Genomic DNA, 13,630 nt, shown 5'->3' with positions numbered 1-13,630 from the left:
GCGAAATGTTTGTGCAATATATCCAAGGGATACTCCGCTCCCTCCAATAGGCTGGAGCCCATGTCGCGTATTCGTAAAGTTTTGATCGCCAACCGCGGCGAGATCGCCGTCCGTATTATTCGAGCAGCTGCAGACAGCGGCATCGCCTCCGTCGCGGTATATGCAGACCAGGATCGCGACGCTTTGCACGCTCGGCTCGCCGACGAAGCGTACGCACTCGGTGGCACAACAAGCGCCGAGACCTACCTTGTTATCGATAAGATTCTTGGTGTGGCTCGGCGATCCGGAGCGGATGCTGTCCACCCGGGCTACGGCTTCCTGGCTGAAAACGCCGACTTCGCACTTGCGGTGGGCGCCGCTGGTCTTATTTGGATCGGCCCCAGCCCCGAGGCGATTGAGCGCCTGGGCGATAAAGTCTCGGCCCGCCACGTTGCTGAAAAAGTGAACGCTCCGCTCGCCCCCGGCACCAGCGACCCCGCAAAGGATGCCTCTGAGGTCGTCGCGTTTGCGGATCAGTTCGGACTCCCCGTTGCCATCAAGGCTGCCTTCGGCGGCGGCGGCCGCGGCCTCAAGGTCGCCTACCAGCGCGATGAGGTCGAGGAGCTGTTCGAGTCAGCCACCCGCGAGGCGATCTCGGCCTTCGGTCGCGGCGAATGCTTCGTTGAGAAGTTCTTGGAGAAGCCTCGCCACGTCGAAACTCAGTGCCTCGCTGACGCGCACGGCAATGTGGTTGTGGTGTCGACTCGCGATTGCTCGCTGCAGCGCCGCCACCAGAAGCTGGTGGAAGAGGCCCCCGCCCCTTTCCTTACCGATGAGCAGAACGCCGAGCTTTACCGCGCCTCGAAAGAGATTCTGCGCGAGGTAGGTTACGTCGGCGCTGGCACCTGCGAGTTTCTTGTTGCACGCGACGGCACCGTCTCGTTCCTTGAGGTCAACACACGCCTGCAGGTCGAGCACCCAGTCTCCGAAGAAATCACCGGCATCGACCTGGTGCGCGAACAGTTCCGCATCGCAGAGGGTGGCGTGCTCGACTACCCGGACCCCGTTGCACACGGCCACTCGTTTGAGTTCCGCCTCAATGGCGAGGACGCGGGCAACGGCTTCTTGCCATCGCCGGGACCAGTAACCGTATTCCAGGCAGCTTCGGGCCCCGGCGTTCGTGTCGACACGGGTGTTGTTGCCGGCGACGTTGTCTCGGGCGCCTTCGATTCAATGCTCGGCAAGCTGATAATCACGGGTGCTACACGCGAGGAGGCGCTTGAGCGCGCCCGTCGCGCGCTCAACGAGTTCGAGGTGCAGGGTCTGCCAACAGTGCTGCCGTTCCACCGCGAGATTGTTCGGGACCCCGCGTTCACCGCCGCAGACGGCCACTTTGGCGTGTACACAACGTGGATCGAGTCCGAGTTTACAAACAACATTGAACCGTGGGAGGGCGAAGTAGCCTCACTCCTGGCAGATCCAAAACGCCAGACCGTCGTGACCGAGGTTGCGGGTCGTCGCATCGAGGTCACCATGCCCGCGACCCTACTACCTTTGGTCGACCAAGAGGTCACGCGCGGCCCCGCGCCGAAGCGCGCGAAAGGATCGGGAGTCTCGTCAGCCACAGGCAACTCGGTCGCTGCGCCCATGCAGGCAACGGTCGTAAAAGTTGCGGTGACAGAGGGTCAAGAAATCGCAGAGGGCGACCTGGTTGTTGTGCTTGAGGCAATGAAGATGGAGCAGTCCATCTATGCGCACCGCGACGGAGTTGTGCAGAGCATTGATGCTCCCGTTGGCCAGACTGTGCCAAACGGCCACCTGCTGCTCTCGATAGTCGACGCGGAGTAGTCGGAGCAGTCCGGATAGTTCAAGACCCCCCGCTGGCTCGGCCAGCGGGGGTCTTGTCTGTATCGGGCTAGTGAGGTCCACCCCAAGTGGGGATCGACTTCGGGCCGAACGGTCTTCTATCGCTCGACCCCGAAATCTCAATCGAGGAGCGTTGAGTTGTTAAGTTGCTGTACCGTCTTGCGGCGCCTGATTCGTGCGAAGACAAAGGCACCTGAACCGAGCACAAATAACGCAGTGGCACCGACAATAATGGGCATTTGGCCTTCGCCGCCGGTGTGGCTCAGCGTGGTCGACAGAATGTCGTGCTGCGTGCAGAGCTTTGACCCCACCACACAAATCGGATCCATACCGGTGTGCGCTACGACATTGCCCAACCGACGGTTGCCCTGATCAACGTATGACTTCACGCGGACTGTGTACGTGACCGTGGCGGTCTCACCCTGGCCAAGCTCACCGTTGATTGTGATCTTCTCATCCGCGAAACTCGCCGTGATCGACTTCGCGGAAGAAACTGGCCGACCGTCAAACGTTGCGTCATCGAGCACATCAGTCATGTGATCTGTAAAGGACACCGGAGCAGGAGACGAGCCCGCAGGCGAGGTGTTCATGAACGTCAACGTATATGTCACCTGCTCACCCTCGGTCACCGCAGATCCCGATGCCGGGTCCGAGGTTTTCACCACAGACACCGCTCCCACGGGGTTCGCTGTGCAGGTGCGGTTGTTGGCATCGCAAACAGGGTCACCGCCGCGCGGTACGAGGAAGTTCGCCAGAACACCATCACCGCGAGCATCGTCAGCTCTGACCGTGACCTGGTAGGTAACCGTCACGACCTGACCGGGTTTAAGCACTCCAGTGACTCCGAACCGACCCTCAGTTATCGCGCTAGCGCTCAATGCCGCATCCGATGCCACCGGCGCCGAGGTCACATCCGCGTCATCCAAGATCCCCGCAAGGACATCCTCATGATCAACCGGCATAGGAGCTTCACCCCGGTTCGAGAAATGCAGTTTGTAGGTCAGCACCTCACCCGCGGGCACCGTGGTTCCCGAAGCAGGATCAACTGTTTTCCACACGTCGAGCTCGCCCACCTTGTGCTGAGTTTCACAGTCCGTCCCGGTGCAGCCACCGACCTCATCATCCGGGATCAGGATATTGCGAAGCTGACCATCGCCACGATCGCTACTCCCCCGCACCTTTACCGTGTACGTGATGTGTGCAGTGGTGTTGGGTGCGAGATCGCCAATGATACGCAGTGAGGTTCCCGTGCGCGTGGCGGTGATTCCGGAGGTATCGGAAACGGGCTCGACCGTCACATCCGCGTCGTCAAGAACCGCGGTGAGATCGTCGGTCGAGTCGATCGGCCCAGCCGACGCACCATCGTTCGTAAAGGAGAGCGTGTATATCAACTCTTCACCCGCGGCCAAGGTCGTTCCGGACGCCGGGTCGGAAGACTTCGAGGGCACGATATGCGGGAGTGGAGTCTCCGTAATGGCTGTGCATCGTGCATCACCGCTCAGGCACTGTTCCGGTGTCACCGAGACTACGTTCTTCATTTGATGATCACCGGCGTTCGTGATGGTCACCGAGTAGGTAAGGGTCACTGTGTCGCCACTGGGTAATGGTCCGGTCCAGGTCAGCTTGTTGTCAGCGAATGTGAGCGAACCGTCCGACGCTACCGCGTCATCGTTAAAGGTCGCGTCGTCAAGAAGCGACGTCATGTCGTCCACAATGATCGCCGGATCCGCCTCGGTGTAGTCACCTGTGCCGGTATTGGCGACCGAAACGGTGTAGGTGGCGATGTCACCCTGAACCGCCTCCGAGATCGCATCAGTTGTCTTGGTGACGCTGAGGCAGCGCCCGTCGATAGCAATCTCACCGGTCCCCTGGGTGATCGGAACATAGGTCCAGTCATCAATCGAACGTGCATCGCCCCACGAAACCGGAGCAGCACCTGCGACTCGCTGCCAGCCGTGAACTCCCCCAGTACTCGCGATGCCTGCGGTCCCGTTGGGTTCAGGGGTCGTGGTTTGACGGTTCGGATCGAGCTGGGTGTCGTCCCAATAGATCGTGTCATTCGGCGCTCCGGGGCCGTTCTGCCTAATGAGTTCGATCCCACCACCGCGCACCTCAACATCGCGCTGAACAACGTGGATTTCGCCCAGGCGATCATAGTAAATGCGTGCCCGCATCTGTCCACACTCGTCAATCGGATTTCCTTCGCCGTCAATGCCATCGAATTCTGTCTCGTAGGCGCCCGAGCCGTCCGCCCCCTGCTGGATTCGTCGGTCAACGGGATCGGTGTAGGAACCGTTGCCGTCGATATCGATCTCCACCCAGTAGTTGCCTTGAAAATATGGAGTAATTGAGTAGTCGAACGTACCCGCGCCTGCGACGCTACGGCTTGGGGTGAACACCAAGTCGGATACAGCCAAGCTGTCGATATCCAGAAGCGGCGGCATAATCTTGAGGTCCCCGTTCGCGAGGGCGCAGTTGGGGGAAGGTCAGCAGCGGGCTCCTCGAAGAACAGCCGGAAGGGAGTGCAATCACGATTAATGGGGGCGAGCTCCACCGAGCGGAAGTACGAGGTGCAACTATCGGTCGGCGTCACACCAGCGGCGTTGATGAGCAACTGAGAAAAAATTCCGTTGTAATCGTTGAGCGCAAGAGAGTACTTGTACCCGGCATCCGAGACTGCCCAGAATGCCAGGTCAGCCCGTGTGCCCGAGTTTGGCTGCCACATCCTGTACTCATTGCTCCAAATACGACCAAGAATTGGGGCACCCTCGTGAACCACGGTGTGGTTCCAGTCGTATCCAGTCATCGCTCCCGTGACGGGAACATAATTGGTGATCTCAATTTCCCAGACGCCGGCGGCACCCGACAACGGAGCAGGGGTGGCACACACAGCACCGATGGGATCCGCAGTATCTATCACGCAGTCCCAGTGCTCGACGCCCGCTGGATCGTAAGCTTTGAAGCGGGTTCGTGCCGAGCCTTCTGAGGCAACAGCTTCCTTGGTGAAGCTCAGTGATAGCGTGTCGCCCGGCGCGAGATACGCATATTGGGTCTGCGATTCAGACATGTATACCGAAGACGTATTGGACTCGGCAACGGACGGCGATGGGACGCCCGAAAGAGTGAGCAGTGTGGCTCCGACGAGAGCCGCGGTGACTGCCGCGAGCAGACGCAGAATCACGTGACGCTGCGCACGGTGCCCAGCTGGAACAGGATCGAACAAAGAGACCTCCATATGTATTTAATGCGCGTTGAGAACCGCAGGATTCCCCAGAATCCTTCAGGAAAGTATTGGGTGCGGCGCCCAGGGGGGGTGAGTTCGTCTGCAATCGGATTACGCTCGAATGCCAGTTCCGAACGCCGCGAGATATACAGATGCAAAAATGACCCAAAACTCTCGCGCGAACTCAAAATTTTTTTCGAGGGTTGAAGTTTGGGAACTCCGGCGACACTCCACCAACAACGTTGATCCTCAAAGTTCTCACACCGTATTGAGCCTAAGAGGCAACTTGTGTAAGATAAAAACCTATTTCGTTTGTTCGATAGTTAGACAAGGATGTCACATGGTGAACTCTCCCCCTTCGCCCACCCAAACTTCAGCGAGAGAACGCCGTAAAGTCGTTGCCGCATCGATCGTCGGAACGACCATCGAGTGGTACGACTTTTTCATCTACGCGTTCGCTGCCAACTTGGTCCTCGCAAAGCTCTTCTTCGAGCCAGCGGGCCCGTCGATGATGCAGATCCTCTCGCTCATCACGATCGGCCTCTCGTTCTTGTTCCGCCCGCTCGGTGCGTTCCTCGCCGGCCACTTCGGCGACAAACTCGGGCGCCGCCCAATGCTCGTCATCACGCTGCTACTCATGGGCATTGCCACGGTGGGCATCGGCCTGCTGCCGACCTACGACACGATCGGCTACGCGGCACCCACACTCCTCATATTCCTGCGCATCCTGCAGGGAATTTCCGCGGGCGGAGAGTGGGGTGGCGCCGTGCTCATGACGGTCGAACACGCCCCCAAGGGCAAGCGCGGTTTCTACGGCATCTTCCCGCAGCTGGGTGTTCCGCTCGGTATGCTGCTCGCCTCCGGTGTGCTCGCCCTCATGCGTGTTGTTGCACCCGGCGAAGCGTTTGAGCAGTGGGGCTGGCGTGTGCCGTTCCTCATCTCGGTTGTGCTGATTATCGCGGGTTTCATCATCCGTCGCACCGTTGACGAGTCCCCCGTGTTTAGCGAGATCAAGGAGAGCAAACAGCAGGGATCCGCCCCGATCGTGCAGGTGTTCAAGCGCCACACTCCCCTCGTCATTCTGTGCGCGCTGCTCTTCGCTGGCAACAACGGCGTTGGCTACATGCTGACCGGTGGTTACGTGCAGGGCCTCGCCTCACGACCAGAGACAGAGGGCGGTCTGGGCTACGACCCAGTGCAAGTGCAGCTTGCGGTGCTCACCGCTGCGCTCGTGTGGGGCATCTTCACGTTCTTCTCGGGTCCACTCTCCGACCGTTTCGGGCGAAAGAAGCTCATGACCTTCGCCTGGCTCATCCAGGCGATCGGCGTGATCCCGCTCTTCCAGTTCGTCATGGGCGGCGATGCCTTCCACGTGCTTCTCGGCACCTGCCTGCTCGCGGTTGGCCTCGGCCTGACATACGGGCCTGCTGCTGTGTGGTTCGCCGAGAGCTTCCCCGCCTCGCTGCGCTACTCGGGAATCTCGATCAGCTACGCCCTTGGCGGCGTGATCGGCGGTGCCTTCGCTCCCACCATCGCGCAGGTGCTGCTGCAAACCTACGAGACCACCTGGGCGATCACGGTCTACCTGATGTTTATTACGTTCGTTGGCCTGTTTGCCACGACAATCCTGCGCGATCGCTCCAACATCCCCCTCGATATTGAGTTCGAGAACAGCGGCCAGTGGGAGAACTGGACCTCGGAGAAAGACTTCGCGCGGGTCTAAACCCCGCAACCAAACCGCTAGGGAATAGCGCAGGATCGGGCGGGGTTGCACCCTTCATGGCTGCAACCCCGCTCTCGATCCTAGATCTCGCCACCGTCGAAGCAGATGGCAGCATTGCCGACGCTTTCACTCACTCGGTCGAGATCGCCCGAGTCGCCGAGCGCAGTGGGTATCGGCGCCTCTGGTATGCCGAGCACCACAATATGGCGTCAATTGCGTCGAGCGCGACCGCTGTGCTCATCGCGCACATTGCCGCTCACACGAGCACCATCGGTCTCGGTGCGGGTGGTGTCATGCTGCCAAACCACTCGCCGCTTGTAGTCGCCGAGCAGTTTGGCATGCTCGCCGAACTGCACCCCGGCAGAATCGACCTTGGTCTCGGTCGGGCACCCGGCACAGATGGTGCCACCTTCCGCGCCCTGCGCCGCACACTGCAGGCTGCCGACAACTTTCCGCAAGACGTAATGGAGCTGCAGCGCTATCTCTCAGACCAACTCCCCCGAACTGCAGTCAACGCTTACCCGGGGCGGGGCACGAACGTTCCCCTCACAATCCTCGGCTCGAGCCTGTTCGGTGCGAGCCTCGCGGCACAGCTTGGGCTGCCGTACTCGTTTGCCTCCCACTTCGCACCGCAGTCGTTGACCGCCGCCGTGCAGCACTACCGCGCAAACTACGTGCCAAGTGAGGCGCACCCCACACCCTACGTCAGCGCGGGGGTCAACGTTGTGGCAGCCGAGACCGATGAGGCCGCAGAAGCGTTGTATGCCCGCACTGAGCTCGACCGCGTTCGACGCTTTCTGTCACGCGGCCGCGAGCGCGAGTTGACCACCGATGAGGCCTCACAGTTGTTCAATACCCCAGCCGGAGTAGAGATTCGGGGCATGCTGAAGTACACCGCGATTGGGGCGCGAGAACGTGTGCTCAGCGAGCTTGAGGCCTTTGCGAAGTTCGCCGACGTCGATGAGCTCATCACGGTGCACGCGGCGCCCACCCGGGCCGAGCAGCTGGCATCGGTCAGGATCGCGGCGCCTGCTCCGGCCGCCTAGATGTCTCTGCTCGAGCATCTTGACAGCAGAGCACTTCGCCACCGCTCGTTGGGCACCGATCGCCCGTAGAACAACGGTTTGGGCTGGCTATCGGTGTTCCACGAACGATCGGTGTTCTACGGGGGTCGGGTTCTCAGCAGGCTGGGAGATCCTGCATCATGCACACTAAGCCAGGGCAGTTTGACGCAGTGTTCTCAAGAAGCACTGTGCGCAACTGACCCGCGTCGAGGTAGAACCCTAATCGGCGGGTCTCGCCAGCGCTGGTGCCGATCACGCATTGCGAGCTGTCAGTTACCGCCGGCGATCCTGATGTCTGTGCCAGTGGTGTAGCTGGCCTCGGGCCTAGCAGGTAGGCGACTGCCCCGGCTATTTCTTCGGGGTTGCCCGCACGCCCCATCGGAATACCAGCGGCACGCTCATCTGGCGCGTTCGGACGGCCTGCGTCAGCGTGGATCTCGGTGCGAGTGGTGCCCGGCGAGACCGTGTTGACACGCACTCCGGCGGCAGCAAACTCTTTAGCCGTGCCAAGGGTGAGCATGTTGAGCGCTGCCTTGCTCATTGAGTACGGTACGTAGGTGTGGGCAGCACCGCTCGTTGCCGCCCCCGAGGAGATGTTGACGATCGCACCGCCCGATCCGCCAAGCTCCGTCGACATGTGGCGGATCGCAGAACGCGTCAGCACAATCGGAGCAAACACGTTGAGCCGAAACATGTGCTCTGTCTCTTCGATCGGGGCGTCGAGGAAGCTGCCGATGCGCCCCGTGATCCCAGCGTTGTTGACGAGTCCGGTTACATGACCAAACCGGGAAACGGTCTCGGGCACGACACTCTCCGCAACTGCGAGGTCGGCGAGATCAGCTTGAAACAGTTCGACTCGCGCCCCCGCGGCGCGACACTCGATCGCCACCTGATCGGCCTCGTCGGCGCGGCTGCGGTAGACCAGAAAGAGGTCATGCCCAGCAAGTGCAAGCCTGCGGGCAATGGCGGCGCCGATCCCGCGCGTGCCGCCGGTGACGATGGTGGTTGGTCGCCCTGTCTGCTCTGTCATGCTCCCCATTCTGACAGCTTCACCACCGCGGTTATGCTTATCTCACTTGCCTTCTTGGCAGCAGCAGCCGCAACATCTCCGCACACACTAAGGACCTCACCGGTGAGCCCCCTCGATACAGCCTCCTCTCAACACAAAGCCGCCACATCTGCTTCGATGCTAGAACGTGCCGCTGACATCGAAGAAGTGCTGCAGTTACACCCCGTCATTGCGAGCATCAAAAGTGAGGCTGACGCCAAGGCGGTGTTGCAGACTCAATGTCCGGTGGTATTTGTGCTCTTCGGGTCGATCCTCACGATCCCCACGATCGTCAAAACCCTTAAGGAGGCCGGAAAGACGGTTTTTGTTGATCTCGACCTGGTCGAGGGGTTCTCGAGCAAGACGGTTACCATCGACTTTTTGCAGGCAAACACCGCACTCGACGGCATTCTGAGCACCAAGGCGATGATGGTGAAGTACGCCAAATCGAAGCAGCTCGCCAGCATCCACCGCATATTTCTCGTAGATTCGTTTAGCTACCACAATCTGCCCAAGCAACTCAGCATTTCGGGGGCAGACGCCGTCGAGATTCTGCCTGGGTGCATGCCCCGGGTGATCTCGTGGATCAAAGAAGATATCACACTCCCCGTGATTGCCGGCGGTCTTGTTTGCGACAAACAAGACGTGCTCAACGCGCTCGACGCAGGCGCCATCGCGATCGCGTCGTCAAACAGGGATGTCTGGCAGATGTAGATAGTGTGCTAGCATCCAGGAAGAAACTCACAACTGAATACACGTTTCGATCTTGATCGAAACGGTTGCTAGAGATCAGAGAACAGCAGCCTCCTTTTCACCAAGGGGAGATTGCTGTTCTTTTTTTGTGCCCTCGCACGGTCTCTTTGTCTGTTATTTTTCACCCCGGCTCCGCAGCGAAAGGAATCTCGCCCCGTGCTAGACACCATCCAAACAACACTCACCCGCGACCAAATTGTCGCGGCCTACACCGAGATGTTGTCACCCGACCGAGTGCTGACCGACGAGCAGACCCTCAAGGAAAACAGCGTCGACCGCTACTACAAGGTCGAGAACGTCTTTGGCACCTACTCGCTGCCGCTGCCCGCAGCAGTTGTAAAGCCTGTCACCAAAGAAGAAGTTGCCAAGATCCTGGTGTTCGCAAACGAGCACCTCATCAACGTCGTGCCGAAGACCGGCGGCAGTGCGACCGAGGGTGGTCTTGAAACGGTCATCGAGAACTCCATCGTGGTCGACGGTTCGAGCATGAACCAGATTCTCGAGATCAACACCACCGACATGCTCGCTACGGTGCAGTGTGGCGTGGGCCTCGAGCAGCTTGAAGACGAACTGCGCAAGATTGGTTACACCACGGGCCACTCCCCCCAGTCAAAGCCACTCGCCCAGTTCGGCGGGCTCGTCGCAACCCGTTCGATCGGCCAGTTCTCAACCCTCTACGGTGGCATCGAAGACATGCTCGTTGGTGTTGAGACCGTTTTCCCGAACGGTGAAATCTGCCGCATCAAGAACGTACCTCGTCGCGCAGCTGGCCCCGACATTCGCCATCTGGTGCTTGGCAACGAGGGTGCCCTCAACTACATCACCGAGGTCAGCGTCAAGATCTTCCGCTACTACCCCGAGAACAACAAGTTCTACGGGTACCTGCTCGACGACCTCAATACGGGCCTTGAGATTCTGCGCCAGGTAGTGACGGCGGGATACCGCCCCTCTGTCGCTCGTCTCTACGACCAGGAAGATGGCCTCTACCACTTCAAGCACTTCTCCGACGGCCGCTGCGTGCTCATTTTTGTGGCCGAGGGCCCCAAGGGCATCGCTGAGGCCACCGGGACCGCCATTGAAGAGATCGTCGAGGCCTTCCCCGAGGCCGACCGCGTCGAAGGCACACTGATCGAGGAGTGGTTCAACAACCTCAACTGGGACGTCTCGAAGATCGAAGAGGAGCGCGTTGAGATTCGTGAGACCCTCAACAACGGCTTCACCACCGAGATCTCTGGCAACTGGAGCGTCATCGGCGATATCTACAAAAACGCTATCGCCCGCATCCGCGCAGAGGTTCCCGCGCAGTTCACGCTGCTCGGCGGACACTCGAGCCACAGCTACCTCAACGGCACAAACATGTACTTCGTGTACTACTACAAGATCGACTGCGATCCCACCGAAGAGCGCACCCGCTACCACGATCCGATCCAAGACATCATCGTTGAAGAGACGCTGAAGCTCGGTGGTTCGATGTGCCACCACCACGGCGTTGGTAAGCACCGCACTCACTTCTTGGCTGAGGAGTACGGCTCCTCGTTGTACATGCTCGAGACACTCAAGAAGGCGTTCGACCCGAACGGCATCATGAACAAGGGCACCATCTTCCCGCTCGAAAAGTAACACCCGCGTTGATTGCGGCGCGGCATGACCGGCAGGTGATCCCGCGCCGCAATCAACCACACCCCTCTTTTAAAACCCCATCACACTAGATAGGCACCCCCATGAACGAACTGAACATCGCTGACTTCGGTGCAGACTTTTTCTCACTTCGCGGGAAAAACGCTATCGTTACCGGCGGCAACTCAGGTCTCGGGCAGGCATTCTCGACCGCCCTCGCCAGCATGGGGGCCAACGTGCTGGCCGCGAGTGTGATGCCCGATGACGACGAGACTCAGAAGCTCGTCGAGGCGTCAGGATCACGCTACGCCTACATGCACGCAGACATTACGGCAAACGGTGTGCCGCAGCAGGTTGCAGAGCGCTGCGTCAGCGAGTTCGGCAGCGTTGACATTCTTGTGAACAGCGCCGGGCGCTGCATCAACGAACCCGATGTGCTCAAGTTCACGCGCGAGCAGTGGGACCCGATGGTCGCGCTGAACCTCACCGCGGCGTTCGAGATGAGCCACGAGGTCGCTAAGTTTATGATTCCTCAGGGCAGCGGCAAGATCATCAATATCTGCTCGGTCTTTACTTTCCTGGGAGGTCAGTGGTCGCCCGCCTATGCGGCGACCAAACACGGCATCGCTGGCCTCACGAAGGCCTACTGCGATGAACTCGCACCCTTTGGCATTCAGGTAAACGGGATCGCCCCCGGATACTACGCCACACCCCTGACGGCAGAAACCCGTGCAAACCCCGCAGCGAACCAACACGTCATGAATCACGTTCCCGCGGGCCGCTGGGGACAGACCCAAGATCTTATGGGTGCAACCGCTTTCCTCGCCAGCCGCGCCTCGGACTACGTCAACGGACACATCTTGAGTGTCGACGGCGGCTACCTGGTTCGCTAACGATCCCGAAGCGATAGCACTATGACAACGAAATATCTGATCGGCATCGACGGTGGCTCACAGAGCACCAAGGTGGTCATCTTTGACACTGAGGGGCGCGTCGTGTGTGAGGCCGCTGAAGCGCTCGCCCCCATGCACACACCGCACCCGGGTGTCGTGGAACACCCCGACGACGACCTCTACACCTCTCTCGAAGCGGCTGCTGCTCGTGCCATGCAGCTGTTTCCAGGTGACCCCGCCGACATTATTGGGGTTGGATTGTGCACGATTCGCTGCTGCCGCGCGCTCGTGCGCACGGACGGCACACTCGCGGCTCCTGTGCAGAGCTGGATGGATCTGCGCCTCTCACGCCCCTACGAACACGAATCTAACGATGTCGCCTACGTCACCACCACCTCCGGCTACATCATGGGTCGCGTCACGGGCAGCCTCACCGACACCGCAGCGAACTACATCGGACCATGGCCGATGGATGTGGGCACCTGGGACTGGTTCAACGATCCCGAGACCTTTAACTCCTTTGGCATCTCTCGCGAGATGCTGTACGAACTCAAGATGCCGGGAGAGGTTGGCGGCTACGTAAACAGCGCATTCGCCGCCGCGACCGGAATTCCAGAGGGTCTCCCCGTCGTGCACACCGCCAACGACAAAGCAGCAGAGGCGCTCGGTGCGGGCCTGCGAGACGAGCAGGTCGGTCTTGTGTCGCTCGGTACTTACATCGCAGCGATGGTCGTTGGGCCAACATTCGCTAAGGAGCCGCAGCACTACTTCACGAACTTTGCCTCAGAACCGCACCGCTACGTGTACGAGAGCGCCGGTATTCGCCGCGGCATGTGGACTGTCTCGTGGCTACGCAACCTGGTCGGCGCTGAGATCACCCAGTCCGCCGCGGATCGGGGGATCGGGCGCGAGGAGTATCTCAACGAGCTCGCGGCAGACATTCCAGCGGGATCAGACGGCCTCATGTGTGTGCTCGATTGGCTTGCCTCGCCGAGCCAACCGCACAAAAAGGGCATGTTCATCGGTTTCGACGAGCGCCACGGCTACGCTCATATGTACCGCTCAATACTCGAGGGCATCGCGTTTCGCATGAAGCAGCACGTCAGCGACATGGAGGCCGAACTCGGCTCGCGAATCGAAAAACTGGTGCTGTCGGGCGGTGGTGCAAACAGCGACGTCTGCATGCAGATTTTCGCCGACGTCTTTAACGTGCCGGTCGTGCGAAACGAGATGCGCAACGCGGCAGGCCTCGGCTCCGCAATCTGCGCAGCGGTGGCCTGCGGTGTCTACCCCGACTTCGACGCTGCAAGCGCGCGCATGGTGCGCGAGGCAGACGTGTTTCTGCCGGATCCTGACCGCGCACATCTCTACCGCGAACTCGGTGAGGTCTACGCAGACATCTCTGCTCAGACCGACGCCCTCCTCGAACGTACCTCCCACATCCTGTCCAACCGTTAGGAGCAC

Annotated in this window: 9 protein-coding genes; 7 read left to right on the top strand and 2 right to left on the bottom strand. The window is 60.0% G+C overall.

Features of this window, described 5'->3' with window-relative positions:
* Nucleotides 1-60: 60 nt before the first annotated feature.
* A complete protein-coding gene (locus G7066_RS03015) occupies nucleotides 61-1,827 on the top strand; it encodes an acetyl/propionyl/methylcrotonyl-CoA carboxylase subunit alpha (protein ID WP_166328925.1) in 1,767 nt (588 codons plus the stop codon).
* A 137-nt stretch (nucleotides 1,828-1,964) separates the two neighbouring features.
* Here the strand turns inward: G7066_RS03015 and G7066_RS03010 are convergent, their stop codons facing one another.
* Nucleotides 1,965-4,262 (bottom strand): DUF7927 domain-containing protein, encoded by a 2,298-nt coding sequence (locus G7066_RS03010; RefSeq protein WP_166328923.1) that lies wholly within the window; start codon nucleotides 4,260-4,262, stop codon nucleotides 1,965-1,967.
* Nucleotides 4,263-5,408: 1,146 nt separating this feature from the next.
* Here G7066_RS03010 and G7066_RS03005 point away from each other — a divergent pair.
* Entirely contained in the window at nucleotides 5,409-6,791 is a 1,383-nt protein-coding gene (locus tag G7066_RS03005; protein ID WP_166328921.1) for an MFS transporter, read from the top strand.
* Between the two features lie 56 nt (nucleotides 6,792-6,847).
* Nucleotides 6,848-7,837 carry an LLM class flavin-dependent oxidoreductase gene (locus G7066_RS03000; RefSeq protein ID WP_166328919.1) on the top strand — a complete coding sequence of 330 codons (990 nt, stop codon included), beginning with the start codon at nucleotides 6,848-6,850 and terminating at the stop codon, nucleotides 7,835-7,837.
* Between the two features lie 133 nt (nucleotides 7,838-7,970).
* Here G7066_RS03000 and G7066_RS02995 read toward each other — a convergent pair whose 3' ends face one another.
* A complete protein-coding gene (locus G7066_RS02995) occupies nucleotides 7,971-8,885 on the bottom strand; it encodes an SDR family NAD(P)-dependent oxidoreductase (RefSeq protein ID WP_205881514.1) in 915 nt (304 codons plus the stop codon).
* A gap of 102 nt (nucleotides 8,886-8,987) precedes the next feature.
* On the opposite strand from G7066_RS02995, the gene G7066_RS02990 reads away from it, so the two are divergent.
* The 4 genes from G7066_RS02990 (at nucleotide 8,988) to G7066_RS02975 (ending at nucleotide 13,624) form a co-directional block, all read left to right on the top strand.
* Entirely contained in the window at nucleotides 8,988-9,617 is a 630-nt protein-coding gene (locus G7066_RS02990; protein WP_205881513.1) for a glycerol-3-phosphate responsive antiterminator, read from the top strand.
* Between the two features lie 195 nt (nucleotides 9,618-9,812).
* Complete coding sequence (locus tag G7066_RS02985; protein ID WP_244303227.1) at nucleotides 9,813-11,276, top strand: FAD-binding oxidoreductase; 1,464 nt, start codon at nucleotides 9,813-9,815, stop codon at nucleotides 11,274-11,276.
* Nucleotides 11,277-11,377: 101 nt separating this feature from the next.
* On the top strand, nucleotides 11,378-12,166 hold the full coding sequence (locus G7066_RS02980) for an SDR family oxidoreductase (RefSeq protein WP_166328917.1): 789 nt from the start codon (nucleotides 11,378-11,380) through the stop codon (nucleotides 12,164-12,166).
* Between the two features lie 21 nt (nucleotides 12,167-12,187).
* The gene (locus tag G7066_RS02975) at nucleotides 12,188-13,624 is read left to right on the top strand and encodes an FGGY-family carbohydrate kinase (protein WP_166328915.1); all 1,437 of its coding nucleotides are present in this window, start codon (nucleotides 12,188-12,190) and stop codon (nucleotides 13,622-13,624) included.
* Nucleotides 13,625-13,630 lie beyond the last annotated feature (6 nt).

This window comes from Leucobacter coleopterorum (genome assembly GCF_011382985.1).
In the GTDB taxonomy this organism is placed as follows: domain Bacteria; phylum Actinomycetota; class Actinomycetes; order Actinomycetales; family Microbacteriaceae; genus Leucobacter; species Leucobacter coleopterorum.
The sequence above is the reverse complement of the archived record's forward strand: the minus strand, read 5'-3'. Positions and strand labels throughout refer to the sequence as shown.

Excerpts from the sequence above, each read along its gene's own strand:
- G7066_RS02995 (WP_205881514.1), bottom strand. The coding sequence starts at position 8,885 with ATGACAGAGCAGACAGGGCGACCAACCACCATCGTCACCGGCGGCACG.
- G7066_RS03000 (WP_166328919.1), top strand. The coding sequence starts at position 6,848 with ATGGCTGCAACCCCGCTCTCGATCCTAGATCTCGCCACCGTCGAAGCA.
- G7066_RS03005 (WP_166328921.1), top strand. The coding sequence starts at position 5,409 with ATGGTGAACTCTCCCCCTTCGCCCACCCAAACTTCAGCGAGAGAACGC.
- G7066_RS02980 (WP_166328917.1), top strand. The coding sequence starts at position 11,378 with ATGAACGAACTGAACATCGCTGACTTCGGTGCAGACTTTTTCTCACTT.
- G7066_RS03015 (WP_166328925.1), top strand. The coding sequence starts at position 61 with ATGTCGCGTATTCGTAAAGTTTTGATCGCCAACCGCGGCGAGATCGCC.
- G7066_RS02975 (WP_166328915.1), top strand. The coding sequence starts at position 12,188 with ATGACAACGAAATATCTGATCGGCATCGACGGTGGCTCACAGAGCACC.